Annotated in this window: 14 protein-coding genes; 3 read left to right on the top strand and 11 right to left on the bottom strand. The window is 63.4% G+C overall.

Annotated elements, in window-relative coordinates:
- Window positions 1-6 precede the first annotated feature (6 nt).
- The gene (nirB, locus tag RIF72_RS13285) at window positions 7-2,637 is read right to left on the bottom strand and encodes a nitrite reductase large subunit NirB (protein WP_309075348.1); all 2,631 of its coding nucleotides are present in this window, start codon (window positions 2,635-2,637) and stop codon (window positions 7-9) included.
- 281 nt (window positions 2,638-2,918) lie between these two features.
- Between nirB and nirD the strand changes: the two genes are divergently transcribed.
- Window positions 2,919-3,281, top strand: coding sequence for a nitrite reductase small subunit NirD (gene nirD / locus RIF72_RS13280; RefSeq protein ID WP_309075347.1), 363 nt, complete (start codon window positions 2,919-2,921; stop codon window positions 3,279-3,281).
- Between the two features lie 5 nt (window positions 3,282-3,286).
- Here the strand turns inward: nirD and RIF72_RS13275 are convergent, their stop codons facing one another.
- The 4 genes from RIF72_RS13275 to RIF72_RS13260 form a co-directional block, all read right to left on the bottom strand.
- Window positions 3,287-5,032: a phospho-sugar mutase gene (locus RIF72_RS13275; RefSeq protein WP_309075346.1), complete on the bottom strand. Its 1,746-nt coding sequence runs from the start codon at window positions 5,030-5,032 to the stop codon at window positions 3,287-3,289.
- 101 nt (window positions 5,033-5,133) lie between these two features.
- The gene (locus RIF72_RS13270) at window positions 5,134-6,756 is read right to left on the bottom strand and encodes a glycoside hydrolase family 32 protein (protein WP_309075345.1); all 1,623 of its coding nucleotides are present in this window, start codon (window positions 6,754-6,756) and stop codon (window positions 5,134-5,136) included.
- Between the two features lie 90 nt (window positions 6,757-6,846).
- On the bottom strand, window positions 6,847-8,445 hold the full coding sequence (locus RIF72_RS13265) for a glycoside hydrolase family 68 protein (protein ID WP_309075344.1): 1,599 nt from the start codon (window positions 8,443-8,445) through the stop codon (window positions 6,847-6,849).
- Between the two features lie 461 nt (window positions 8,446-8,906).
- Complete coding sequence (locus tag RIF72_RS13260; RefSeq protein WP_179019401.1) at window positions 8,907-9,707, bottom strand: purine-nucleoside phosphorylase; 801 nt, start codon at window positions 9,705-9,707, stop codon at window positions 8,907-8,909.
- A 121-nt stretch (window positions 9,708-9,828) separates the two neighbouring features.
- Between RIF72_RS13260 and RIF72_RS13255 the strand changes: the two genes are divergently transcribed.
- Window positions 9,829-11,238 (top strand): NAD(P)H-quinone dehydrogenase, encoded by a 1,410-nt coding sequence (locus tag RIF72_RS13255; RefSeq protein WP_309075343.1) that lies wholly within the window; start codon window positions 9,829-9,831, stop codon window positions 11,236-11,238.
- Between the two features lie 100 nt (window positions 11,239-11,338).
- On the opposite strand, the gene RIF72_RS13250 is transcribed toward RIF72_RS13255, so the two are convergent.
- From RIF72_RS13250 to RIF72_RS13240, 3 genes are read right to left on the bottom strand one after another with little or no spacing between them, the layout of a single operon-like run.
- Window positions 11,339-12,901 carry an FAD-dependent oxidoreductase gene (locus tag RIF72_RS13250; protein WP_309075342.1) on the bottom strand — a complete coding sequence of 521 codons (1,563 nt, stop codon included), beginning with the start codon at window positions 12,899-12,901 and terminating at the stop codon, window positions 11,339-11,341.
- Window positions 12,898-15,105, bottom strand: a complete 2,208-nt coding sequence (locus tag RIF72_RS13245) for a molybdopterin oxidoreductase family protein (protein ID WP_309075341.1) — start codon at window positions 15,103-15,105, stop codon at window positions 12,898-12,900. The genes RIF72_RS13250 and RIF72_RS13245 overlap by 4 nt, the downstream gene beginning before the upstream one ends.
- Window positions 15,106-16,518, bottom strand: a complete 1,413-nt coding sequence (locus RIF72_RS13240) for an MFS transporter (protein WP_309075340.1) — start codon at window positions 16,516-16,518, stop codon at window positions 15,106-15,108.
- Between the two features lie 292 nt (window positions 16,519-16,810).
- Between RIF72_RS13240 and RIF72_RS13235 the strand changes: the two genes are divergently transcribed.
- Window positions 16,811-18,220: an MFS transporter gene (locus tag RIF72_RS13235; RefSeq protein WP_309075339.1), complete on the top strand. Its 1,410-nt coding sequence runs from the start codon at window positions 16,811-16,813 to the stop codon at window positions 18,218-18,220.
- Window positions 18,221-18,288: 68 nt separating this feature from the next.
- Here the strand turns inward: RIF72_RS13235 and RIF72_RS13230 are convergent, their stop codons facing one another.
- The 3 genes from RIF72_RS13230 to RIF72_RS13220 form a co-directional block, all read right to left on the bottom strand.
- Window positions 18,289-20,160 (bottom strand): biotin carboxylase N-terminal domain-containing protein, encoded by a 1,872-nt coding sequence (locus tag RIF72_RS13230; RefSeq protein ID WP_309075338.1) that lies wholly within the window; start codon window positions 20,158-20,160, stop codon window positions 18,289-18,291.
- Window positions 20,161-20,220: 60 nt separating this feature from the next.
- Window positions 20,221-20,892 carry a nucleoside triphosphate pyrophosphatase gene (locus tag RIF72_RS13225; protein WP_309075337.1) on the bottom strand — a complete coding sequence of 224 codons (672 nt, stop codon included), beginning with the start codon at window positions 20,890-20,892 and terminating at the stop codon, window positions 20,221-20,223.
- A 118-nt stretch (window positions 20,893-21,010) separates the two neighbouring features.
- Window positions 21,011-23,286, bottom strand: a 2,276-nt coding sequence (locus RIF72_RS13220; protein ID WP_309075336.1) for an MMPL family transporter, incomplete at its 5' end; no start/stop codon positions are given.

Below are 23,286 nucleotides of genomic sequence, written 5' to 3'. Positions count from 1 at the left end.
GAACCCCTAGTTTTCTACGCCGACGGTTTCGCTGCGGACCGGGATAGTGGAAGCGATCAGCACGCCGCCCTTTTCCTCGTTGGTGGCCGGACGGATCTGGCCACGCTCCGGAACAAAGGAAATGGACTCGTCCTTCTGGTTGGGAGCGTTGACGAACGAACGGAAACGGCGGAGACGCTCCGGGTCCTTCAAAGTCTCGGCCCACTCGTCCTCGTAGGTGTCGATGTGTTTTGCCATGGCGGCTTCAAGCTCCTCGGCGATGCCCAAGGAGTCGTTGACCACTACTTCCTCGACGTGCTTGATGCCGCCGTCGAGCTCTTCCTGCCAGCGCGCGGTGCGCTGGAGGCGGTCAGCCGTTCGGATGTAGTACATGAGGTAACGGTCGATGTACTTCAGCAGGGTTTCGTCGTCCAGGTCCTTGGCCAGCAGCTGGGCGTGCGCCGGGGTGGCCCCACCATTACCGCCCACGTAGAGGTTCCAGCCGTCGGCCGTGGCGATCACTCCGACATCCTTGCCACGGGCTTCGGCGCATTCACGGGCGCAACCGGACACACCCATTTTCAGCTTGTGCGGACTGCGGAGGCCGCGGTAGCGCAGCTCCAAGGCGATAGCCATGGCCACCGAATCCTGCACGCCGAATCGGCACCATGTGGAACCAACGCAGGACTTCACCGTGCGAAGGCTCTTGCCGTAAGCCTGTCCGGATTCGAAGCCGGCGTCCACCAGTTCCTTCCAGATGTCCGGCAACTGCTCCAGCCGCGCGCCGAACATATCGATGCGCTGTCCGCCCGTGATCTTGGTGTACAGGTTGTACTTCTCAGCCACTGCCGCGATGACGCCGAGACCCTTAGGCGTGATCTCGCCACCTGCGATGCGTGGGACCACCGAATAGGTGCCGTCCTTCTGCATGTTCGCCAAGGCGCGGTCGTTGGTGTCCTGCAGCGAACCACGCCCGGCATCCAGGACGTAAGCGGAGTGCTGGCTGGCCAGGATGGAAGCAATGGTCGGCTTGCAGATATCGCAACCTGCGCCGGTGCCGTACTTTGCCATGATGTCCTCGAAGGACGTGAGCTCAAGGACGCGGATGGCATCAAAGAGTTCCTGCCGGGAAAGGCTGATGTGCTCGCACAGTGCCTTGGAGACCTCAATGCCGGACTTCTTCAGTTCGCCTTCAAGGAGCTTCTTGAGCATGGGAACGCACGAACCACACTGCGTGCCGGCCCTGGTGCAGCCCTTCAGCTCACCGAGCTCCTGGACAGGGGAGTTACCCTCGCAGGCACCGCAGCCGTTGATGGTGTCACGGATAGTTCCGGCGGCCACGTTGTTGCAGGAGCACAGGATGGCATCGTCCGGAAGCTCAGTCTCCGGAGCCTCGCCACCACCGGCAGCGCTCAGATAGGCGCCAGGTTCGGCGGACAGTTCGCGGCCCAGAAGCGGGCGTAGGCCCATATACGGGGATGCGTCGCCCACGAAGATGCCGCCCAAGAGGGTCTTGGCATCATCGGTGGTGACAATCTTCTGGTAAACGCCACGAGCGGGGTCGGCGTAGACGATTTCCAGGGAGTGCTCGGTGCGGGCAAACGCGTCGCCGAAGCTGGCCACGTCAACGCCGGACAACTTGAGCTTGGTGGCAGTGTCAAAGCCCGGGAACGTTGCTTCTCCACCGTGCAGACGGTCAGCTACGATCTCGGCCATGGTGTTGGCGGGAGCCACGAGGCCCAGGCACATGCCCTCGAAGTTGGCCACTTCGCCGATGGCCCAGATGCCCTCTACTTCGGTGGCACAGAAATCATTGATGACAACGCCGCCCCGCTGGCCCAGGCTAAACAGCTGCTCTTCGCCTTCAGCCGCGCGGAAGAGATCGTCGCGGGGCCTGACACCGATAGCCACGATCACGAGGTCCGCGTCAATGGTGCGGCCGTCAGCCATCAGGACACCGGTGACGTTGCCGTCGTCGTCCGTGACTACCTCGGAGGGGAAGACGCCACCGTGGACTTCGAAGCCCTTGGCCTCAATCAGGCGGCCTAGGGCCTGACCTGCACCCTCATCCAGCTGGGTGTTCATCAGCCACGGTGCGCCGTTGATGACGATCGGTGTGGCGCCCAGCTGTTCGGTGCCGGCAGCGGACTCAAGTCCAAGCAAGCCACCACCAATAGTGACGGCGTTGACTTTGCGGCCGAGCTTCCCGCGTAGCTCGGCGATGGCCTTGTTGATGGCCCAAACGTCCTCGAGCGTGCGGTAAACGTGGGTGTGCTCGGCGCCCGGAATGGGGAGGCGGGCCGCATCCGAGCCCGAAGCCACCACCAAGTGGTCGTATTCGTACTTGTTGCCGGCGGCTGTAAGCACGCTCTTGGCAACGGAATCGATCTTGACGGCGCGCTCGCCGGTGATCAGAGCCAGGGCTTCGTGGTCCCACATGGACGCATCGCCCAGGGTGAGGTCCACGCCGGTTTCCGTGAGGGCCTTGCTCAGCGCAACGCGGTCGTACGGGAGGTGTGCCTCTTCGGTCAGCACCGTAACCTGCCAACCTTCAAGTCCGCGATTGAACATGGCGTCGGCGAAACGGTGGGCAGCGGGGCCGCCGCCGACGACGACGATGCGGCGCGGGTTCTCTGTACTTGAAGTGTGTCCGGTCACTGGTGGGCCTTTCGCAGATGTTGCAGACGGATCTCCGCAACTTGTGGTTCCAGCCTAGGGACGGGCAGTTTCGCTTCAGTTTCCCTTTTGTTTCGTGATCTTAACTTCTGCATCACGAACGCATTTCCGGGGGTGTGAGGTCTCTTTTACGCGTTCGACACAAACGCGGACAACCGATGAAACACCTGGGTCCTAGCTTGGAGTAGTGGCCGCAAGTGTGGCCCGGTCCGGGGGAGTGACGGCGGAGATGCCAGCACCCGGACACAGTGAGAGGGGCTGAAATGACCGTAATTCTGGACCGTGCCGAGGACCTGACCGCTACCGTCGCCTGGCACCGCGTTTGCCCGGTGGACGAACTTGAACTGGCTTGGGGCGAGGCCGCACTGATCGCCGGCCGTCAGGTTGCGCTGTTCCGCACAGCGCCCACCGAGGTCTTCGCCGTGGCACAGCAGGACCCGGCGACGCTCGCCAACGTCATGGCCCGCGGAATCATTGGATCCCGCGGAAGCCGGCCGACCATCGCGTCGCCGCTGCACAAAGAGGTCTACGACCTCGAAACCGGTGAGTGCTTCACCAACCCGGAACTAAAGCTCGACGCGTTTGCCACCCGTTTGGTGGATGGCTTCATCGAGGTTGAACTCTAAGAGTCCTACAAGCCCAAGGCTTCGCGGACGTCCCTGAGGACATCGTCCAGGGACGTCCGCGCTGCCTGGCGTGCTGCGGGAAGTTCGGCCGCGGATTCCACGGCCTGGATGACTTCCAGGTAACACTTGAGCTTGGGCTCGGTGCCGCTGGGACGGATGATGACGCGGCTTTGGTCCCGGGTCAGGTACAGCAGTCCGTCTGTGGGAGGCAGGGCTTCGCTGCCTTCCGCGAGATCGGTTGAAAGCTCGACGGCGGAACCTCCGAACGCTTCCGGCGGGTTCACCCGCAAACGGTTCATCATGGCATCGAGCAGTCCCAAATCGGCCACCCGGATACTGAGTTGGTCGCTCGCATGCAGTCCGTGCACCAGATACAGGTCATCCAGGGTGTCGAAGATCGTCTTGCCCTCGGCCTTGGCAGTTGCTGCGAGTTCGGCGATCAGCACAGCCGCCGAAATCCCGTCCTTGTCGCGCACCAGGTCCGGCGCCACACAGTACCCCAGCGCTTCCTCGTACCCGTAGGTCAGGCCGGGAACCCTCGAAATCCATTTGAAGCCGGTGAGCGTTTCCTCGTGGGCGTATCCTGCTGCGGCAGCGATGCGTGAGAGCAGTCGGGAGGACACGATCGAGTTGGCGAACACTCCGGTTTGCGGCTCATGCCCGCCCCCGGCAGTCATGCGCGCCACAACATGCGCACCCAGCAGCGCCCCTACTTCATCCCCGCGAAGCATCCGCCAAGCTCCCGCGGCGGGATCCAACGCAGCAACTGCTGCCCGATCGGCGTCGGGGTCGTTGGCCAAAACGATGTCCGCACCCGAGTCCGCAGCAGCGGCAAGTGCCAGGTCCAGCGCCCCGGGCTCCTCCGGATTGGGGAAAGCGACGGTGGGGAAGTCCGGATCCGGCTCGGCCTGTTCGGCCACGAGCGTGACATCGGCGAAACCGGCGGCGTTCAGGACGGAGACGGCTGTTTCTCCGCCGACACCGTGCATGGGCGTCAGGACGATCTTGAGGTCCCGTGCCGGGAAGTGTTCCCTATCCACCAGTCCCGCCATGGCAGCTTCATATTCTGCGGCGACGGACGTGGGCAGCACAGTCCAGCCGTTTTCTGCGAGTTCAATGGAATCCAGCGCCCCCACGGCCTCGATCTTCGCCGCGATCTCAGCGTCGTACGGCGCCACGATCTGAGAACCGCGCCCGCTTTCAGATACTGCATGGCGCCCAAGGTAGACCTTGTAACCGTTGTCTTGCGGCGGGTTGTGGCTCGCTGTGACCATGACACCGCCGTCGCAATCCAGCGACCTCACCGCATAGGCGAGCAACGGCGTCGGAAGCGCTGCCGGCATCAAGAAAGTTTCAATGCCGGCTGCCGTGAATATCGCAGCGGTTTCCTTGGCGAAGATGTCCGAGTTGTAGCGTGCATCGAAGCCGACGACGGCGCGCGGCCTCGTGCCCGGCGCAGCTGCGGCTACCGCGTCGGTGAGGAAGGCCGCCAGGCCTGCCGCTGCCCGGCGGACAACAACACGGTTCATCCGGTTAGGGCCTGGCCCGAGCGCTGCGCGGAGGCCGGCTGTGCCGAATTGCAGGGTGCCGTTGAAGCTGTCGCCCAGTTCCTGGGCTGCTCCCGCATCACCGCCGCTGGCAAGCTCGGCCAACTCAACGAGAGCAGCCGACGTCGCCGGGTCCGGGTCTTGGGAAGCCCATTGGCGGGCGTCGGTGAGCAGCTGTTCAAATGCGGCATCGCTGGATGTCATAGGGACAAAACTATCCTCAATGCGTCCCTCCCGGGCAACGAGGAGCGGGATCTCGGCCTTTTGAGTGGTTGTAAAGGGTGAGATCCCGCTCTTGGGGGCATTTAAAGAACGTGTGTCGTGACGGTGAAGTCCGTGTCGCCCTCCATGCTGAAGGCCGAGGCGCCGGTGTTGTCCCAGTCCGGGAAGAACGTATCCGAAATAACCGCAGTTCCACCCGCAGCGAAGACTTCCACCGAGGATGAATCGAGGAGGATCGTGAGATGGACCTTGCTGCCGGGGGAAGGCAGGGCTACTTCATGGAATGGGCTGAACTTTTCGGAGAAGTTGCTGGTTCCGGCCTTTGACCGGTCCACCCTGACCCTGCCTGTTTCCTTGTTATAGGAGATCCGCAGCCCGGTTTCGGAAGCGGAGGATGAGTGGCGAAGGAGAACCCCGGCTTCGCGCGCCGACGTCAGGTCCATGTCCAGTTCGATCAGCTGGGTGCGTCCCCGGAACTCCTGCCCAAGGTCCTGCGGCGAGGAGCCAACGGTGAGGTTTTTGCTCTTCACTTCACCGGAGCGGTCCAGCGTTTCCCGCGCCGCGCCGGCTATGGCAGATCGGAGCTCGAGCCGCTTCTCACCCCGAACCAAGGTCAGTTCGCGGGGAATAGCCATAGAGCCGCGCCATGGCGTTGTGGGCGCATTCTGGGCGTAGTCCCAGTTGCCCATCCATCCCAGGAGCACGGGCTTGTCCCCGGGTGCGCCGGAGATGGAGTTTGCGGCGTAGTAGTCCGCGCCGTGGTCAAGCCACTGGGATTCGGTGAGCGGCGCGTCGGAAGCTGCCGCGTTTTCAGCCGTAAAGTGCGTCCCATCGAATTCGCCCACGAAGTACTGCATTCCTGAGCCGCCCGCGATGCCGCCGGGGTTGATGCTCAGGAGCATGACCCACTTCTTTGCGGTGGAGTCCTCAACGTCCATGTGAAGGAGTTCCGGCACTTCCCAGAGGCCTCCTTGGGTGCCGACGCCGGAGAAATCGCTCAGGTATTCCCAGCGGAGCAGGTCGGTGGACTTGAACATCTTGACCACTTGGGCGTCGGCCACCACGGTGCTCATCACCCAGTATCGGCCGGGTTCGTACCAGGTGATTTTGGGGTCGCGGAAGTTGTTGTTGGTGGGTGCAAGGTTCAGGACCGGGTTGCCCTGGTATTTCTGCCACGTGGTCCCGTTGTCCAGGCTGAACGCGACAGATTGTGCCTGAGAGCCCTGAGGCAGAGCGCCGTTCTTCCCGTAGGCACTCGTGTAGACGGCCACCATGGGCGGGTTCTCTGCTGAGCCAAGACCGGAGGCGTTGGTCTTATCAATCACAATGCAGCCGGAGAAAATCTCCTCTTCAGGGCTCGCCTCCATGGCGACGGGTTGCTGCTCCCAGTGCACCAGATCCTTGCTGGTGGAGTGGCCCCACGACATGTTGCCCCACGAGTTGCCCCGCGGGTTGTACTGGTAAAAGGCGTGGTAAGTGCCGTCGTGGTAGACGAGACCGTTGGGATCGTTGAGCCAGTTCTTCTCAGCCGTCAGGTGCGCGAGAGGACGCCACGGATCCGAAGGAGAAGGGCCGTGTCCGACCGGGCCGGGAACCGGCGTCGGGCTTTCCGTTTGCGTGCAGGACGCGGCGGAAAAGGCGACTACGACGGCGGCACTGGCGGCCAGCATTTGGCGGCGGGACAGCTGGGGGCTGGGAAAAGTCATGGGGAAGATCCTGGGGTTGGGGGTAGCAGGGGTGCCGGTCCTCGTGGGTCCGGCACCCCTGCCGTGGCCTGTCGACCGGGGTGTTACTGCTTACTTGTAGAGGCCCTCGCCGCCGACGCGAACGTTGGTGGGAAGGTAACCGAACGGGCCAAGGCCGTTCTGGCCGAAGCTGCGGTCAACCTGCGTCACGCCGCCCTTGAAGTTCATCTTCACGGTGGGGGACAGGGAACCGCCGCGGACGCCGTCCACGTTGTCGATGAAGGACTGGACCAGGCCGCCCGGCTGTACGTAGTGCGAGTAGGCCTGGAACTGACGGCCGTTCTGACGCGGGTCCGGACCTTCCGGCGCGTTGGCCGGCATGTTCAGGTCCGTGGGGGAGCCCAAAGCCAGGCCGCTGTTGTTGACCGGCTGGTAGTCGGACCGGACGCCGTTGCCGACGAAGCCGTACACGCCGTCGGGGCCGCGCATTCCATCCGCATACGTGAACTGGTGGCTGATGGTGAACAGGTAGTACTTGTTCTTGCCGTTTTCGTTCTGGATGTAGATCTGCGGACGTTCAGTCTGGTCGTTGACGCAGTTGGCCGAGAGGATCGGCGGCAGGAAGCTCCACTTGGTGAGGTCCTTGTTGTCGGCCACGGCGAGGCCCACGTTGGCAGTCTGGTACCAAGCGCCGGTGCTGTTGACCTGGGCCACAGTCTCGGCGTTGGGGTCGCCCGGCTGGTAGCCGAGGTCTTCCTGCTTGCACTTGTAGGAGCCGCGGGTGCCACCAGTGTTGCCTTCGAAGACCATGAACGTTTTGCCCGGGTGGGCGGGGTCCGCGAAGGTGTATGGGTCACGGAACGCGAAGCCGGGGTTCTGGGCTTTGTTCTGGTACATCTTTCCATCCGGTTCCAGCAGTTTGGTGTGCTGAAAGCCGTCGAAGGTCACGCCGTCCTTGGTGGCATGGATGTTACCCAGTGCCTTGGCGATCGCGGCGTCCGGAGCGATCCCGCCACCGCCTGCATTCCGCTCGGCGACGTCGTAGAACGTGGTGGCGGTGTAGAAGACGTTGATCTTGTTGCCCTGCATCAGGCGCGTGGAGCCGGACCACTCCGTGTTGCCGATGGACGTGTTGTCCAGGAACACGTGTCCGCCGTAGTTCCATTTGTCCTTGGCGGGATCAGCGTTGGTCTTGCGGAAGAAGTAGCCGATCCTGGCGTTCCAGTGGCGCTGGTCGAAGCCATACCCGGCATGCCGGTCAGCGACCAGGGAGAAGATGACATCCCAACCCTTGTAGCTGATCTGGTTGGCGTTTTCGTCTGTCAGGGACCAAGTGTCCCAAACCCAGACGTCGTCGTTCATTGCGGGGAAGTCCTTGGGGATTTCCGGCATGGTGACGTTGGGGCTCATGGAGTTCTCGCCGGGGGCAACATTGGGGTTGCTTTGGGCCATGATCTGCTTGGCGTCGGCTCGCGTCCACTTGGACGTGAAGTCTGCTGCCGGATCGTATGCCTGCTGGGTGTGCGTGGTGGGCAGTGGGAAGCCGGGCGTGGGTGCCGGCATGGTGCTCGACGGCGGGTCGGCCGGCAGGTTGGCTTGCGCGGCCGGCGTGACCAGCAGGATGCTGCCGGCCACGCCGGCCGCCGCTGCGAGGGCTACTGCCTGTCGCAGCCGGCGGCGCGGCTTTGGAGGGGTTGAGTGCGTGTTCATGCTTGCTCTTCTCGCGGAGTGTTGGACTTCGTGGAGTGGGGCGCATGCCCTGACCCCCTGTTGGGGGTTCTTTACTCAGGCGTCCGTCGATCCGCTGTAGGCGTCATCGAAGGACGCCATCGTTTCGAGGTGCGGGGAGCTTTGTAGCTATTCCCCGCGGTGGCTCCGGCACGTCGACTTACCGGAACAATCTCCACGCTAGACACGTGTTAGGTCTGAGGGCAAAGGTCATTTCAGGGGCTTTTCCGGTTACTGGCCAGTTCGTGCGCAAGCGCTTACATTGCCAACGTGCGCGCGTGACACATCCCGGCAGCCACAATCAAATGTTTCGCCATAAATCAGATTTATCCTGAGAATTCGCTGTGCGTTTACTTCTCCTCCGGAATTGTGATCGCACACAGTTAAACAGCGAATGCGGAGCCACTGTTGATGGTGACCCCGCATCTGCAGACGAGTCGGCCCTAGAGCTTGGCGATAATCTCCGCCAGAAGCTTCGAGATCCGCTTGCCCGCTGCGTGTCCGGCTTCAAGGACTTCCGCGTGGCTCAAAGGAACCGGGCTGATGCCGGCTGCGAGGTTGGTGACCAGGGAGATGCCGAAAACTTCCATTCCTGCATGGCGGCCCGCAATGGCTTCCAGCGCGGTGGACATGCCCACCAAGTCTGCGCCGATCCGCTTGGCGTACTGGACTTCTGCCGGTGTCTCGTAGTGCGGACCTGTGAACTGTGCGTACACCCCTTCCTGCAGCGAGGAATCAACTTCACGGGCAAGGTCGCGGATGCGTGAGGAATAGAGGTCCGTGAGATCAACGAACGTGGCTCCCTCAAGCGGTGATGTTGCGGTGAGGTTGATGTGGTCGCTGATGAGTACCGGAGTTCCGGGGGTCCAATCTTCATTGAGCCCGCCACAGCCGTTGGTGAGCACCAGCGTCTTGCACCCGGCGGCTGCGGCCGTGCGCACGCCGTGGACTACGGACCGCACGCCGCGACCTTCGTAGTAATGGGTCCGGGCACCCAGGACCAAGGCTCGTTTGCCCTCCTTGGTGAGGACGGAGCGGATGGTGCCAACATGGCCCACCACCGCTGGTTTGTGGAAGCCGGGAACCTCGGAAGCGTTCAGGGTGGCGGTGGTTTCGCCGATCAGGTCGGCGGCCTCCGCCCATCCGGATCCAAGCACCAGGGCTACGTCGTGGGACTCGACGCCGGTCTCCGCGGCTATGAAGTCCGCGGCGGCCTTCGCGGCCTCAAAAGGGTCAGTGTTCATCAGCTCAGTGTTACTCACTGGTACAAGCTACCCTGCGGCTACAGGACTTTGGTAGGGATCGGCGTGGAGTGAGGTTGGGCTGGGTGGCGACCGGCGTGGCAATGAGCGAGAATTGAGGATTGTGACCACCCAAGTTGACTTCAGTGCCCCCCGTATCGCGATCCTGGGAGGTGGTCCCGGCGGATATGAAGCTGCCATGGTTGCTGCCTCGCTCGGCGCGCACGTCACCATCGTCGAACGGGCAGGCCTCGGCGGCTCCGCGGTGCTGACCGACGTCGTGCCTTCCAAAACCCTAATTGCCACCGCCGACCTCATGACGCGCGTGGGTGAGGCGGACGAACTCGGAGTGAAGTTCGACGGCGATGGCACGGCCTCCAAGCCGCGTGCCGACCTCAAACACATCAACGATCGCGTCCTGACCCTCGCCCATGGACAGTCTGACGACATCCGTGCAGGCCTCGAGCGCCTGGGCGTGGAGATTGTCATCGGTTCCGGCAAGCTGCTGGACAACAACACCATCGAGGTCCTCACCCTCGAAGGAACACGCACCATCGACGCCGACGCGATCCTGCTGGCTGTTGGTGCCCACCCTCGCGAACTTCCCACGGCCAAGCCCGACGGCGAACGCATCCTCAACTGGGCCCAGATCTATAACCTGGACGAGCTTCCCGAAGAACTCATCGTTGTGGGTTCGGGCGTTACTGGTGCCGAATTCGCATCCGCTTACAACGGTTTGGGCTCCAAGGTCACCCTGATCTCCAGCCGTGACCAGGTTCTTCCCGGCGAGGACACAGATGCCGCCAAGCTGCTGGAAGGCGTTTTCGAACGCCGTGGCGTACGCGTCCTGTCGAAGTCCCGCGCCAATGCCGTGGAGCGAACCGACGACGGCGTGAAGGTCACCTTGGGTGACGGATCGATCGTGACAGGTTCGCACTGCCTGGTGTGTGTTGGCTCCATCCCCAATACCGCGGGCATCGGGCTTGAAGAAGCAGGCGTGACCCTGACCGAGTCCGGGCACATCAAGGTGGACGGCGTTTCCCGCACCACTGCCCCCAACATCTACGCCGCCGGCGACTGCACGGGTGTGTTCGCCTTGGCATCTGTTGCAGCCATGCAGGGCCGCATTGCGATTGCCCACTTCATGGGCGACGGCGTCAAGCCCCTGAAGCTCAACCAGGTGGCGTCGAACATCTTCACGTCTCCTGAAATCGCTTCCGTGGGCGTCTCCGAGGCCGACCTCGCGTCCGGCAAGTACCAAGGCGACGTTGTGATGTTGTCCCTGCTCAGCAACGCCCGCGCCAAGATGCGCAACACCAAGGACGGCTTCGTCAAAATCATCGCGCGCAAGGGCTCCGGCACCGTGATCGGTGGCGTGGTGGTTGGCCCGAACGCTTCGGAGCTCATTTTCCCGATCTCCGTCGCGGTGACCCAGAAGCTTCACGTTGATGACGTGGCCAGCGCCTTCACGGTGTACCCGTCGCTGACCGGTTCCATCTCGGAGGCTGCGCGTCGCTTGCACGTGCACATGTAGCTCCACCCTGACGCCCGTTTCGGGGGTTCCCTGCCGATCATGCCGTGCGCACGGCACCTCCAGCAGGGAACCCCCGAAACGGAGCGAGGACTAAACGGCTTCAGGCGGCAGCCGCTTGGAAGTGTTTTTCGATGATCCCCTTGATGTCCTCATGGCATCCTCCGCAGCCTGTCCCGGCGCGGGTGGCCTTGGATACCTCGCCCACGGTGCTGCAGCCGTCCGCCACGGAATCCTCGATGCTGGCCGCACTCACCCCGGCGCAGCGGCACACGGTCCTTTGGGGATCGTTGCTCGTGGCGCCGGCATCCAACTGGTCAGGCCCGTCCAGGCGCAGCAGCAGGGACCGGTCTGCGGGCAGCTCCGAGGAACGCTCGAAGAGCACCACCAGCTCGGCAGCAGTCCGGGGCATACCTACGGCCACCAAACCTTCCAGCACACCGCCGCGGGTGGTCATCTTCACGTAGCGGCCGTGTTCGGGATCCGCCCACTGGGAGATTTGCCGGCGGGCACGCCCTGACGCGGCACCGGCTTCCAGCAACTCTTCGTCCCATGGATCGGCCTGGTTGTCGCCCGCCACGGCCAGGTTGATGCCGCGTGCCTTCAGGACAACCACCCCGGGCTTCTCCTTGGGCAGCGCTTCCAAAGCATCTGCGGCGGCCTGGCCATCCCGGGCCAGGACGGCGAGGTATTCGGCCAACCACTCAGCCTGGCGCCAGCCCGGGCCCACCAAGCCGGAGGGCCCGGCGGCTGTTCGGCAATCAACGCAGGCAGCGTCGGGGCAGCGCACTTCAGCGCAGTCGCCGATCGCGAACATGTGGGGTTCGTGATAAGTCCGCAGGTGGTGGTCCACGAGGATCCCTGTTGCAACAGGGAGGCCGCAGCCTTCCGCCAATTCGATGCGGGGACGCACACCACAGGACAGGACCAGCAGGTCGCCGTCGATCGCCGAGCCGTCATCCAGGAGCAAAGCCGAGAAGCTGCCGCCGGGGCCGGAAGTTTCCACACCAGTAGAACGTGCATTGCCTGCCATCCGGACACCGCCGGCCCGCAGGCTGTTGATGAGGACTGATCCACTGCCGCGGTCAATGCTTCTGCCGAGGGGGAAGGGGCCATTGTGAACCACAGTGGCTTGAGCGCCCTCTTCCGAGGCAGCCAAGGCGGTTTCCAGGCCAAGCACGCCCCCACCCAGCACCACCACTCGCTTTCCCTCGGCCACGGCCGAACGCAGCACGGCAGCATCCCGTAGATCCCGCAAAGCGGTGACTCCGGCTGGAAGTACTGGCCGGGAAGGATCCGGGTTGAGCCCGGTGAGGTTCGGGATCACGGGACGGGACCCGGTAGCGAACACCAGTCGGTCATAGTGCTCAGTGCTGTCATCGGACAGCACTATGTTTTGGCGGGCTCGGTCGATCCTTTTGACCTTGACGCCCAAACGCACTTCCACGCCTTCGGCTTCCAGCTCGGACGCATCAGCCATGGCCAATGCTTCCGCTGTGGTGCGGCCGACGCCCAGTTCAGCAACCATGACGCGGTTGTAGGCGGCCTCGGCTTCCTGGCCCACCACCAGCAGTTGGACCAACCCGGTGCGGACAGCAGGCAGTAGCTCCTCCACCAGACGGGCTGCAACTGGCCCGAATCCAACAACCACAATGCGCTCGCTCATGATGCCTCCTTGACGTGCAGTGGCAGCCGTGTTCCAGCAGGAACCGTGTACGAGGCCGGTTCCTGAGTGGAGACTGCCTTCCGGGCCCATACCCGGCTGGTCTTGAACTCCGGCATGCCGGAAATGGGATCTGTGGCTGCCTCGGTGAGGCGGTTGGCGTTTTCCTGGCCGGGGAAGTGGAACGGCAGGAAGACAGTGTCCGGGCGGACCGAGTTACTGAGCTCGGCACGGCAAAGCACTTCACCGCGTTCGTTCGTGACGGTGGCGTAGTCGCCGTCGGCAATGCCGCGTGAAGCCGCCGTTCCCGGATGAATCAGGAGTCGGGCCTGCGGCTGGGATGCCAGGAGCTCGCTCACGCGTCGGGTCTGGGCGCCGGATTGATAATGCTCCAGGAGCCTGCCGGTTGCCAGGGCCAGTGAATCGTCCGCGAACGAACGAACGGCCCGCTTGGACGGCGTCACCGGAACCATGACGGCCCGGCCATCGGCATGGGCAAACCCCTCGGTGAAGAGTCGCGGCGTCCCGGTGCTTCCCACGGGGTAGGGCCAGTATGCAGCTTCGCCGCGGTCCAGCATGGCGTAATCGATGCCCGAGTAGTCGGCCAAGCCACCGGCCGAAGCCAAGCGGAGCTCTTCGAAAACGGTCTCGGGATCGTCACTGAAGGTTGAAGGGGCGTCAAGCAGTTCCGCCAGCCGGGCCATGAGCCACAGTTCGCTGCGGACACCCGGGGGAGGAGTCAGCGCGCGGCGGCGCCGGATCACGCGGCCCTCCAGATTGGTGAGCGTGCCTTCTTCCTCGGCCCACTGGGTCACAGGCAGAACCAGGTCGGCTTCAGTTGCGGTCTCGGACATGAAGAAGTCGCAGACCACCAGGAAGTCCAAGCTGCGGAGGCCTTGGATTACTGCGTTGGTATCGGGTGCTGAGACCACCACATTGGCGCCGTGCACGAAAAGGCATCGGACGCCGTCGGGCTTTCCGAGCGATTTGAGAAGTTCGACGGCGGGGAGGCCAGGTCCCGGGATCAGCGACTCGTCGATTCCCCACACTCCGGCGACATGGGCGCGGGCGGCAGGATCGGTGATCTTCCGATAGCCGGGAAGTTGATCGGCTTTTTGCCCGTGTTCGCGGCCGCCCTGGCCGTTGCCTTGGCCGGTGAGCGTTCCGTAGCCGCTGCGGGCCGAGCCGGGAAGGCCCAGGAGAAGGCTCAGGTTGATCGCCGCAGTGGCAGTGTCCGTGCCGTCCACGTGCTGTTCCACGCCGCGGCCACTGAGGATGTAGCTGCCACCGTCGCGGGCTCCTTGTGCCAAGCGGCGCGCGGTCTCGCGGATCAGGGTGGCGGGGACGCCGGTGATGGACTGCACGCGTTCCGGCCAGAACGCGGACAAGCTGCGCACCACGGCTGCGTAGCCACTGGTGTTGGCCTCGATGTAGTCTGCGTCCACCAGTCCTTCGTGGACCACCACGTGGCTGATGCCCAAAAGGAGTGCTAAGTCCGTGCCGGGAGTCGGCTGCAAGTGGAGGCCGCCGCCGTCGCCCGTGAACGCCGCAGTAGCCGAGCGGCGGGGATCCACCACAATCAGGCCTCCGGCATCGCGCGCGCCCTGCAGGTGCTGGACGAACGGAGGCATGGTCTCGGCAACGTTGGAACCGAGCATAAGGATGACGGACGCGGTGTCCAGGTCCGTAACAGGGAAGGGGAGGCCGCGGTCCACGCCGAACGCCCGGTTGCCCGCAGCTGCGGCCGAGGACATGCAGAAGCGGCCGTTGTAGTCGATCCGCGAGGTGCGCAGGGCCAGCCGGGCGAACTTGCCCAGCAGGTAGGCTTTCTCATTCGTGAGGCCGCCGCCGCCGAAGACTCCCACAGCGTCATTCCCGTACTGCTGCTGGATATCCTTGACTGCAGTGGTGATGAGCATGAGTGCTTGGTCCCAGGAGATGGGCTGGTGCACGCCGTCGGAACCTTTGAGCATCGGTTCGGTGACGCGACCGTTGTGACGCAACAACGACGCCGATGTCCAGCCTTTGCGGCACAGCCCGCCCCGGTTGGTGGGGAAGTCGCGTCCGGATACTTCCAAGGGCACGTCAACTTTGGCGGGTTCCGCCTCCGGCGCGGGCGCTGCCCCAGCTGCGGAGGCAGCCGGGGTCAGCGTCATGGCGCACTGGAGCGCGCAGTACGGGCAGTGGGTATCGGCGCCGTTGGGCATTTAGATGTGTCCGATCGTGTTGCGCTTCCGGGCGGGGCGGATGTAGCAGACCCAGCAGACGGCAAGCATGAGGACGTAGGCGCCAACGAATCCGTAGAAAGCCGGGGTGTAAGAGCCGCTGGCCGTATTGGAAGCGTTGAGCACCTGCGGGATCACAAACCCGCCGTAGGCGCCGATCGCGGAGATCAGGCCCAGCGAGGAAGAAGCGAGTCGAGCGGTGGTGGAGCTCGGGGCGCCTGCACGGGCTGCCCGGCTGGATGTTGCGAAGATGACCGGGATCATGCGGTATGTTGCACCGTTTCCGAAGCCGCTGGCCAGGAAGAGCAGCAGGAACAAAGTGAGGAAGAGCCAGAAGTTCTTCAGGGGCAGCGTCCAGATCATGGTCAGCGTAATGACGGCCATGGCAGCGAACGAGGCGATGGTCATCCGGGCACCACCCATGCGGTCTGCCATGCGTCCGCCGTAGGGGCGGGCCAGGGAACCGACCAGAGGGCCGAGGAATGCCAGCGAGAGTGCCACCGCACCGACGTGGATGGAGGAGAACTCCGGGAAATAGTCCTTGATGAGCTTGGGGAAAACGCCCGCGAAGCCGATGAACGAGCCGAAGGTACCGATGTAGAGGAAGGCCATGATCCACAGGTGCGGTTCCTTGAGTGCAGCCAGGGAGCCAGCCACATCACCCTTGGCGCTGGTGAGGTTGTCCATGTACTTCCAGGCGCCGAAGGCGGCGATGATGATCAGCGGAATCCAGATGATGCCCGCCATTGGCAGGTTGACGGCTCCGGCGGCCAGCAGGGTGATGGCAATCGGAACAACCAGCTGTGCGACGGCGGCACCGAGGTTGCCGCCGGCTGCGTTCAGGCCCAGCGCCCAACCCTTTTCGCGCGCCGGGTAGAAGAAGGTGATGTTGGCCATGGAACTGGCGAAGTTGCCACCACCGAACCCGGCGAGAGCTGCCATGAGGAGCATGACACCGAAGGGCGTCTCCGGGTTTGAGACACAGATGGCCAGTCCGGTGGTCGGAATCAGCAGGAGCAGTGCCGAGACGATGGTCCAGTTCCGGCCACCGAATCTGGGAACCATGAATGTGTAGGGGATGCGGAGCGTGGCACCGACGAGGCTGGGGATGGAGATGAGCCAAAAGATCTGATTGGTATCAAATGTGAAGCCAGCTGCGGGGAGCTGGACCACTACGATGGACCACAGCTGCCAGACGACAAATCCGAGGAATTCGGCGAAGATCGACCAGTTGAGATTGCGCCTGGCGATGGACCTGCCTTCTGCTTCCCACTGGCCCTTGTCTTCGGCATCCCAATTGGCAATCCAGCGGCCGGGGCGGTGTTCAAGGGCGGGAGTGGTGGTGGCAGTGGACTGGACAGGGGTCAGTTCATCTGCGGAGCGATCAACAGTCACGGAGTGCCTCCTTGGTGGGGGACGTTGTCATTCCAAGGTAGGTTTCGCGCATTTCGTGGACGGGCGCCGTTTGTAAACGCCCTGTGACATTTCCCTATCGGCGGGGTCACCGGCGCGTGAGGCAATGGTGAGGTAATGTGGCGGGGACCACACGGTGAGATTTTCCTGACTGTCCGAATGTTGGACTTAGTTGTCCGGTCAATGGACCGTGGGAACTATGATTGAACTCTCGAATAATCCACCGCCGGGCTACCCCAGGGCGTCGGCCGGCGTGAAAGAAAGCTGCAAATACATGTCTTCCACTGCACCATCCAAGGAAGGCGAGTCCACTAAGCCAGTGAACTCGCGGGGCAAGGTGATCTTCGCGAGCCTGATCGGCACGACGATCGAGTTCTACGACTTCTACGCCTATGCCACCGCGTCGGTACTCGTCTTCCCGAAGCTCTTCTTCCCGGACGCCACTGACATTAACGCGCTCCTCAGTGCGTTCGCCATTTTCGGCGTTGCCTTCTTCGCACGGCCAATCGGCGCCGTGGTCTTCGGCCACTTTGGTGACAAGATCGGCCGGAAGGGCACCCTGGTTGCATCGCTGCTGACCATGGGAATCGCAACCTTCCTCATCGGCCTCCTGCCCACGGCGTCCATGCCGGGATGGGCCATCCTGGCCCCGATCATGCTGGTTATCCTGCGGTTCTGCCAAGGCCTCGCGTTGGGCGGCGAATGGTCCGGTGCTGCCTTGTTGGCCACCGAGAACGCTCCCGAAGGCAAGCGTGCCATTTACGGAACGTTCCCGCAGTTGGGTGCTCCCATCGGGTTCATCATCGCCAACGTGATCTTCATCTGGATGAACGTCTCCCTGAGCCCCGAAGAGTTCCTTGCCTGGGGTTGGCGTGTACCGTTCATCCTCAGCGCCTTGCTGGTCATCGTGGGACTCTACGTCCGGCTGAAGCTGGTGGAAAGTTCATCCTTCACCAAGGTGGTCCAGCAGGAAAAGGTCCAGAAACTGCCCCTCGCCGCCACGCTCAAGAGCCACTGGCGCCCGGTTGTTGCGGGTACCTTCATTATGTTTGCCACGTACGTGCTGTTCTACATCATGACCACGTTCACTCTGTCCTACGGCACCAAGCCCACCCTGGCAGGCGCCCAAGCGGCAGCAGAAAAGGCCGGCACTCCCATGACTGCCGAGCAAGTGGCGGCATTCGTGCCCGGACTGGGCATCTCACGATCCGATTTCCTCTGGATGTTGATCCTCGGCGTCGTCTTCTTCGGCATCTTCACCGTGGTCTCCGGGCCTCTCGCTGAGAAGTGGGGCAGGCGCAAATTCCTGCTGGGTGTCACCGCCGCGATCTTCATCTTCGGTGCACTCTGGTTCACCATGTTTGGTCCCGGCCAGGCAGCTGCGATGGTGGGCCTGATCGTAGGCTTTACGCTCATGGGCCTGACCTTCGGTCCCATGGCAGCCATCCTTCCCGAGCTGTTCCCGGCCAACGTCCGCTACACAGGCTCTGCGGTGGCGTACAACCTGTCGTCCATGATCGGTGCCGCGCCGGCCTCGTTCGTTGCCATCGCACTTTGGCAGGCAGCCAACGGAAGCACGTGGTTGGTGGGCGTTTATATGGCGGCCGCAGCCGTGGTGACGTTCGTGGCGCTGTGGCTGACCCGCGAAACCAGGGATGTGGACTACGAGAACAACGTAGCCTAAGCAGCCCTCAACGACGTCGGCCCCGCACCAAACGGTGCGGGGCCGACGTCGTTAAGAGGTTCTTGGAGTTAGTTCTCGATGGTGGCGATGATTGCACCTGCGGCGACGGTCTCGCCTGCGGTGGCAGCAAGGCCCCGCACGGTGCCGGCTTTGTGGGCGGTCAGGGGCTGTTCCATCTTCATGGCCTCAAGCACCACGATCAGGTCGCCCTCAGCCACAACGTCGCCTTCAGAAGCTGCCACCTTGACGATGGTGCCCTGCATGGGGGACGTCAGCGCGTCACCGCCCGCAGCTGCAGCCGTTGCACCAGCTGAACGGGAGCGCTTCTTGGACTTGCCGGACTTGGCGCCCGAACCGCTGGAAACCGCAGCAATGCTGCCGCCCAGACCGGATGGCAGGACGACCTCAAGCCGCTTGCCGCCAACCTCGACGACGACGCGCTGGCGCTCACCGGCGTCGGACGTTTCAGCGTTCGCACTGTTGGCAGACCAAGCCGGGATGCTGTTGACGAACTCGGTCTCGATCCAGCGGGTGTGAACCTTGAAGGGTCCTTCCGCCGGAGCAAAATCGGGATCGGTGACTACTGCGAGGTCGAACGGGATGACAGTGGGGATACCCTCAACCACCATCTCCTCCAACGCGCGACGTGAACGCTGGAGGGCTTGCTCGCGGGTGGCGCCCGTGATGATGAGCTTGGAGAGCATGGAGTCGAAGTTGCCGCTGATGACGTCGCCCTGCTCAATACCGGAATCGATCCGGACGCCGGGGCCGGTCGGGTTCTTCAGTGTGGTGATGGTGCCGGGGGCAGGCATGAAGTTGCGGCCCGGGTCCTCGCCGGTGATGCGGAACTCGAAGGAGTGGCCGCGGACTTCGGGGTCCTCATAGCCCAGGGCTTCACCGCGGGCGATGCGGAACTGCTCTCGGACGAGGTCGATTCCCGTGACTTCCTCGGACACGCAGTGCTCCACCTGGAGGCGGGTATTCACCTCGAGGAAAGAGATGGTGCCGTCCTGGCCCACCAGGAACTCGCAGGTGCCGGCGCCGAGGTAGTTGGCTTCCTTCAGGATGGCCTTGGACGACTCGTACAGACGCTTGTTCTGCTCTTCGCTGAGGTACGGAGCCGGAGCTTCTTCAACAAGTTTCTGGTTGCGGCGCTGCAAGGAGCAGTCGCGGGTGGAAACCACCACAACGTTGCCGAAGGCATCGGCAAGGCACTGGGTTTCGACGTGGCGCGGGGCATCGAGGAAACGCTCAATGAAGCATTCGCCGCGGCCGAAAGCTGCAACGGCTTCACGGACAGCTGATTCGTAGAGCTCAGGGATTTCGTCCATGGTGCGGGCGACTTTGATGCCGCGTCCGCCGCCGCCGAAAGCAGCCTTAATGGCGATAGGAAGGCCGAACTCCTCGGCGAACTTCAGGATTTCGTCGGCGGATTCCACGGGGTCAGCCGTGCCGGGGACGAGGGGTGCGCCTACTTTTTCGGCGATGTGGCGGGCCTGGACCTTGTCACCCAGGGCCGAGATGGCTTCGGGGGAGGGGCCGATCCACGTGATGCCGGCGTCGATGACCTTTGCGGCAAATTCGGCGTTCTCGGCGAGGAAGCCATAGCCGGGGTGGATACCGTCCGCGCCTGACTGCTTGGCGACGTCGATGATCTTGTCCATCACCAGGTACGACTCGGCGGCGGTGTTGCCACCCAAAGCGTAAGCTTCGTCGGCGAGGCGGACATGGAGGGCGTCACGGTCGGGGTCGGCGTAAACGGCTACGGAGGCGATGCCTTCGTCCCGGGCGGCTCGGATGATGCGGACCGCGATTTCGCCGCGGTTGGCAATCAAGACCTTGGTGAGAGGGCTGGAAATGGGCTGCGCCGGGTTAGCTGACAAGTTGTTGACTCCTTCTGTCCTTGAGGAGCCTAGCGTGATTGTGAGGGTTCCGCCCATATTGATGGGGGATTCCGTGTGTGAGGCGATGTTCCTTTGTAGGGTTGCTACAAACCGCCTCTACTGGCTCTTCACGTCCCACAGCTGCGTGATGCCTACCTTCGCATGGACCAGCAGGTCCCGGAGGGTGGAGATGGAAAGCCCGACGACGGCGTGCGGGTCGCCGTCCACCTTACGGATGAAGGCGCCACCCAAGCCGTCGATGGTGAAGGAGCCAGCACAGTGGAGGGGTTCTCCGGTGGCGATGTAGGCGTCGATGTCCTGGTTACTCATTTGGGCGAAGTGGACCTCAGCGCTCGACACCGCTCCCACCGTGGCGCCCGTGCCTTCGGGAGTTTCATCTGCGGCTGCCTCTTCGTCCGCGTCAGCGGCGGTGTCCCGGCAGTCAACCAGCCAGTGGCCGGTGTGGAGCACTCCCAGGGAGCCGCTCATCCGCAGCATCCGCTCCCGCGCGACCTCCGCGGTGTAGGGCTTACCGTGTGATTCACCGTCGAATTCGAAGACCGAATCGCAGCCGATCACCAAGGCACCCTCAGCTTCGGGGAGGGCGGCAACAGCCTCGGCCTTGGCCCGGGCCAGCAGGAGCGCGGTGTCGTGGGCGTCGGTTACACCGTACTTGGCCTGCACCGCATCCTCATCCACATCCGAGACCAGGACGTCATGCCGAATCCCGGCTTCCGTGAGCAGCTTGGTGCGGGCGGGGGACTGGGAGGCGAGGATCAATCGGGTCACGGTCCCAGCCTAATACGAACCGTCTCTCACATCCCGCGTGCTTAAACCGAACGCTCGCTCACTTGCCTCAGGCAAGTGAGCGAGCGTTCGAGAATATTGGCTGTTATGTGAGAGAGCGCTAGTGGACCAGTTCCTCGGCGGAGGCCTTCCGACGATCACTGCGGTCCAGCTTGGCGCCTTCCACATCCACATCCGGGAGGATCCGTTCCAGCCACTTGGGGAGCCACCAGGCCTTCTCGCCCAGGAGGTACATCACGGCGGGAACAATCGTCATGCGGACCACGAAGGCATCAATCAGCACACCGAATGCCATGGCGAAGCCGAGGGGCCGGACCATGGTGAGGTGGCTGAAGATAAAGCCGGAGAACACACTGACCATGATGATCGCGGCCGCGGTGACCACTGCTGCGGCGTGACTGAACCCGGAGCGGACAGCGTGCTTTGCGGACTCACCGTGCATGAAGGACTCCCTCATGCCGGAGGTGATGAACACCTGGTAGTCCATCGCCAGGCCGAACAGCACACCGATCAGGATGATGGGCAGGAAGCTCAGAACAGCACCGGGATTGGCGACGTCGAAGATGCCTCCCAGCCAGCCCCACTGATACACGGCAACCACGGCACCGAAGGCAGCGGCCAGCGAGAGCAGGAATCCACCGGTGGCCAGCAGGGGCACCACGATGGAACGGAACACCAGCAACAACAGGAGCAGTGACAGCCCGACGACGATCGCCAAGTACGGCGGCAACGCCGCGCCGAGCTTGTTGGAGACGTCAATGTTGCCTGCGGTTTGGCCGGTCAGGCCGATGGTCACGTCCAGATCGTCCTGAATTGCTGAGCCCTTGGCGCGGAGATCGGACACGACCTGAACGGTGCCGGCGCTGGCGGGACCCTCCTTCGGAATGACCTGGAAGACGGCGGTGCGGCGGTCGTCGCTCAATGCGACCGGCACGGCGGCAATGACGTTTTCTACGCTGCGGAGCTGGTCCGCGACGTCGAACTGCTTGTTCCTGGCATCGTTTTCGCTGAGGCCTTCGGGGAATTCGCCAACGACGACGATCGGTCCCGTTACGCCTTCGCCGAAGCTGCTGCGCGTGAGGTCGTAGGCCTTGAAGGCTTGCGAATCCACTGGCTCGGAGCCGCCGTCGGGAAGTGCCAGCCGCAGCTGCGATGCCGGCAACGCCAAGGCACCCAGCAGGGCGACGCTTGCCACGAGGGCAACCCACGGGTGACGCGTGACCATACCGCCCCAGCCACCGCTGCTGCGCTTCTCTTCGCGTTCCCTGTCCGCAGCTTCGTGGCCGGGCTCGGCGTTGTGCTTTGCAGCCTTGGCCCAAGCGCGCTTGGAAATGAGTCGGCGGCCAATCAGGGCCAGGACGGCGGGCGTCAGGGTCAAAGCTACGACGACGGCCACGCCGACTGTTGCTGCGGCCGCAACACCCATCACTGCGAGGAACGGCAACCCGGGAACCACCAGGGCCGCGAGGGCGATGATGACCGTGAGGCCGGCAAATAGCACGGCGTTGCCGGAGGTACCGGTGGCCAAGGCCGCAGATTCCTCGGCGTCCATACCGGACAGGAGCTGCGTGCGGTGACGGTTGACGATGAAGAGGGAATAGTCGATGCCAACCGCGAGTCCGAGCATCAGGGCAAGCATGGGGGAGATGGAGCTCATGTCGATCACGCTGGTGAGGGCGAACGTTCCACCGACACCCACCGCAACGCCGATCAGCGCCATCAATAGAGGCAGGCCAGCCGCGATCAGCGTGCCGAGCATCAGGATCAGGACAAGGGCGGCCACTGCTACGCCGACGATTTCTGCAATGCCGAAGATCTCAGAGACGTCCTCGGTGATTTCCTTGCTGGCGTAGGCAGTAACACCGGCGGAAGAGACTCCGTGGACGATCTCCTGGACTTCTTCGCGGACGGCGGGGTCAACGGCGTTGATGGAGGTCTTGAACTGGACCTGCGCGATTGCAGCTCTGTTGTCGCTGGAGACAAAACGCATGCCCTCAGAGGCCTCAAGCTGTCGCTTGCCGAGGGCCAGAGCGGCGGCTCCGTCGGCGGCTTCCTTGATTCCGGCGTCGAGCTTTTCCTTCCCTGCGGCGAGTTCGGCGCGCTGCGTAGCCAGCTGCGCTTCAATCTGTGCAGGACTGAGGCCGGCCGCGGCCAGTTGCTGCTCCGCCCCAGCGAGCTGAGCTTCGCCTGCAGTCAGCTGGGAGCGAGCGGCGTCCAACTGGGTTTGTCCCTCGGCGGCCTTAGCTTCACCGGCGGCAAGGTCCGCGGCGGCCTTGTCCAATTGCTCCTGCGTTGTGAAGGGGTTTACGGTGCCCTGCACGTCCGGCATGGCTTCCAGCTTGATGAGCGCAGCGGCGACCGCGTCCTTCTTGGCTT

Source organism: Paenarthrobacter sp., assembly GCF_031180005.1.
Taxonomy (GTDB): domain Bacteria; phylum Actinomycetota; class Actinomycetes; order Actinomycetales; family Micrococcaceae; genus Arthrobacter.
Note: the sequence above shows the minus strand (reverse complement) of the source record. Positions and strands in the feature narration are given on the sequence as shown.

Bases quoted from the DNA above. Each gene is read 5' to 3' on its own strand.
- RIF72_RS13230 (WP_309075338.1), bottom strand. From the start codon at position 20,160: ATGGGCGGAACCCTCACAATCACGCTAGGCTCCTCAAGGACAGAAGGA.
- RIF72_RS13245 (WP_309075341.1), bottom strand. From the start codon at position 15,105: ATGCCCAACGGCGCCGATACCCACTGCCCGTACTGCGCGCTCCAGTGC.
- RIF72_RS13265 (WP_309075344.1), bottom strand. From the start codon at position 8,445: ATGAACACGCACTCAACCCCTCCAAAGCCGCGCCGCCGGCTGCGACAG.
- RIF72_RS13260 (WP_179019401.1), bottom strand. From the start codon at position 9,707: ATGAACACTGACCCTTTTGAGGCCGCGAAGGCCGCCGCGGACTTCATA.
- RIF72_RS13275 (WP_309075346.1), bottom strand. From the start codon at position 5,032: ATGACATCCAGCGATGCCGCATTTGAACAGCTGCTCACCGACGCCCGC.
- RIF72_RS13235 (WP_309075339.1), top strand. From the start codon at position 16,811: ATGTCTTCCACTGCACCATCCAAGGAAGGCGAGTCCACTAAGCCAGTG.
- RIF72_RS13250 (WP_309075342.1), bottom strand. From the start codon at position 12,901: ATGAGCGAGCGCATTGTGGTTGTTGGATTCGGGCCAGTTGCAGCCCGT.
- RIF72_RS13270 (WP_309075345.1), bottom strand. From the start codon at position 6,756: ATGACTTTTCCCAGCCCCCAGCTGTCCCGCCGCCAAATGCTGGCCGCC.
- nirD (WP_309075347.1), top strand. From the start codon at position 2,919: ATGACCGTAATTCTGGACCGTGCCGAGGACCTGACCGCTACCGTCGCC.